At 66.8% G+C, this 382-nt stretch carries 1 pseudogene; it reads right to left on the bottom strand.

Annotated elements, in window-relative coordinates:
• Positions 1-382, bottom strand: a pseudogene (locus tag QZH66_RS18745) (indolepyruvate ferredoxin oxidoreductase family protein); the annotation flags it as partial.

The following is a 382-nucleotide window of genomic DNA, read 5'->3' as shown; positions in this document are numbered from 1 at the left end:
AGCAGTCGCCGCAGCCCTCGCACACGGCCTCGTTGATGACCACGGTCTTGTCGGGCGTGGCCAGCGTGCCGCGCTTCCTGCGGCGGCGCTTTTCGGTGGCGCAGGTCTGGTCGTAGATCAGCACGCTGCAACCTTTCACCTCGCGCAGCTCGCGCTGGATGCGGTCGAGTTCGTCGCGGTGGTGCACGGTGACGCCTTCGGCGAGCGCCACGCCGTCGTACTTCTGCGGCTCGTCGGTCACGATGACGATCTGCACCGCGCCCTCGGACTTGACGCTGTTCATGATCTGCAGCACCGAGTGGCCTTCGGGCCGCTCGCCGACCTGCTGGCCGCCGGTCATGGCCACGGCGTCGTTGTAGAGGATCTTGTAGGTGACGTTGAC

This window comes from Stenotrophomonas sp. YIM B06876 (assembly GCF_030711595.1).
Classification (GTDB): domain Bacteria; phylum Pseudomonadota; class Gammaproteobacteria; order Xanthomonadales; family Xanthomonadaceae; genus Stenotrophomonas.
The sequence above is the reverse complement of the archived record's forward strand: the minus strand, read 5'-3'. Positions and strand labels throughout refer to the sequence as shown.